1 protein-coding gene is annotated in these 2,332 nt (G+C 46.1%); it reads left to right on the top strand.

Annotated elements, in window-relative coordinates:
- Positions 1 to 552: 552 nt before the first annotated feature.
- A partial coding sequence (locus ACRCJM_RS11930) for a hypothetical protein (RefSeq protein WP_431465082.1) occupies positions 553 to 2,332 on the top strand: 1,780 nt, incomplete at its 3' end.

The raw sequence follows: 2,332 nt of genomic DNA, 5'->3' as shown, positions 1-2,332 counted from the left end.
GTGATGAGGTTTTGGGCGAGTTGGTGTTCTGTTGTCATGGTGTTATTTTCTCCTGTTGGGGTTGGGAAGGTTTACACCGTTTTCCTGACAGTCCCTTGCCGCGGGTGGGGCCGTTGTCTAGTTGGTGGGTGTGGGGTGCGTGCCTACTTTTGAATAAGCCTCAAGGTTCTTCGTTTTTTGTAATTCCTGAGCAGTTTCAGGCCAGTAGAATTTGGTTAAAAAACCTAAAAATGTATTGTATGTCACCAAAGGGGGGTGTAATATGGCTATACACCTCTTAGGAGGGGTAAAGAAAAAGATGCATGGAAGGTGGTTGGGCCTGCAATCCATGTATCGAGGCTTATTCGCATGGAGTTCCGCAGGCTCGCACTCGCTGCCGACCCTCTCGCCTGGTTCGCTTCGCTCACAAGGCGATTCACGCCAGCCACCGAGCCAGCAGCTTCGCTGCGAGCCTACTTCACCTACCCTTATGAATAATCCTCATTACAGTGAATTATCACTAAGGAGAATATTTAGAGTGTGAAAGGGTGAGTGTAAGTGATACGGCGTTGTATGGCTTTTCTCAGTTTTCTAGCTGCAATTTTGGTTGCCTTTTCGCTTTGGCAGGCCATGCAGGGTGCACAGTATTCTTACCCCGCTGGCAGTAATATCAGTTTTTCGCTCAACACAGCAGGTCAGCTTGAAAATAAACAGACTCTCACAAAGACTCTCAACGATTTAGCTCTTAAGCACGATACCAATATTTATAAAATAACCAGTGGGCAATCTGAAACCACTGAAACGCAACGCAACCTCGTAGTCTTTGGAAATCCTCAAAAAATTTCAGACCTGCATATTGCAGAGGGAAAAATTCAGTGGGCTGCGCCAGAGGTTTCAGGAACCCTCATCACTTATGACAGGCTAGGAGAAATCCCTCTTAGTGGTGATTATGTACTCAAAAATAATCCTGAACTAATTAGGGATATACAAGAAACACTTGCTCAGGCCGGAGTAGACGTTGCAATAGGTAACGAACTGAATCCCCTTGTAAGAAACGCAAGCTTGGTCGCTCAAAGTGGTGCTGGTGCAGCTCTCATAGCAACAACCTTAGCCACTGCTCTACTTATGACAGGCTACTTTGCCCGTAAAATGCGAGGCCGTTCTATCCGGTATCTAGGCGGAATGACATACCGTCAAATCCATCGACAAGATATAGGTGCGACAGTGCCCCCGCTGGGAATAGGTGCTCTACTTGGGGTGGTTTTCTCAGCTGCGGGGCTTTACGCGATGACAAACGTTGCAACCCTGCATACATTGTTACCGTTTATAGCAGGAGCAGTGCTCTTCTACCTTGTAATTCTTTTTTTCCTTACCGGAGGAATCTCATGGGTTTGCAAACCGACGCTTCAAGCAGTGAGGGAACGCCGGGAAAATTATCGAAAAGTAACACTTTTGTTAGTACTTCTAGCGACTTTTGCTCTTGCGCTGACTACATTCACAACTGCGAATACTTTGGCGCTTAGTAAAGCTGCTTACAGAAGTCTGACACAAGCTAAAGAGCTTGAACTCCTTGGTGATGCCTATGCTCTTAATATCAACTCAAGTTATTTCGACAACCCAGAAAATTCCGACCAATTGGAGCTAACGCTCAATACCCTCGAGGCGCAGGGTAACCTCTACCTATCCCTCGCTTTCAGCACTGCTTTTGAAGGAATGGAAACTACGAGCGGGGACGCATTTGATGATATCTTCCTAGTTAATACTGAGTATTTGGAAGCAACCGGAACTACTCCAGGGCTAGAAATAAGAGAGCTGGATCAAGATATCCTTCAGGGGAGTTTCATCGACTTCTGGAAACCCCAACTAGAGATTCTGTTGAAGGACCCCTCAACCTTCAACCAGGCTTTCTCCTTCTATACTCCTACCGAAGATCACATGGTTCTGGGGCTGGGAACAAACTTTCACTATGGGGGAAAGACCGTCGAAAGTTCTGATGCTTTAGTAGTGCTAGTTCATAATCCTGTTCAATACTTGCAAGTGAATGGGGCTCTTATGCCTCTGATGACCACAGGGAATGTCTTCTTCGCTGATCCAGAAGAGACTCTGCAAATATTTGAAGCGGCCCCCTTTTATTCTCAAGGTGTTTACTCAGCGGACAGCATCAATGACAACTCTCTTACCAAAGCCCAAGGGTTTTGGCAGGAACTAGTCTTTTACCTACTATCAGGAATCTTGCTTGTAGTTTCACTGATAGCCTTGGTTTACACCAGAGCACTTACTTGGGCTCGGTCTCAACGCGAGAGTATCTTTATTCTTCGTTGTGCCGGTAAGCGTTACCAAAAAATCGTAAATA

Origin of the sequence: Rothia sp. L_38 (genome assembly GCF_050689125.1) — a bacterium.
Classification (GTDB): domain Bacteria; phylum Actinomycetota; class Actinomycetes; order Actinomycetales; family Micrococcaceae; genus Rothia.
This window is presented reverse-complemented; position numbering and strand designations above follow the sequence as displayed.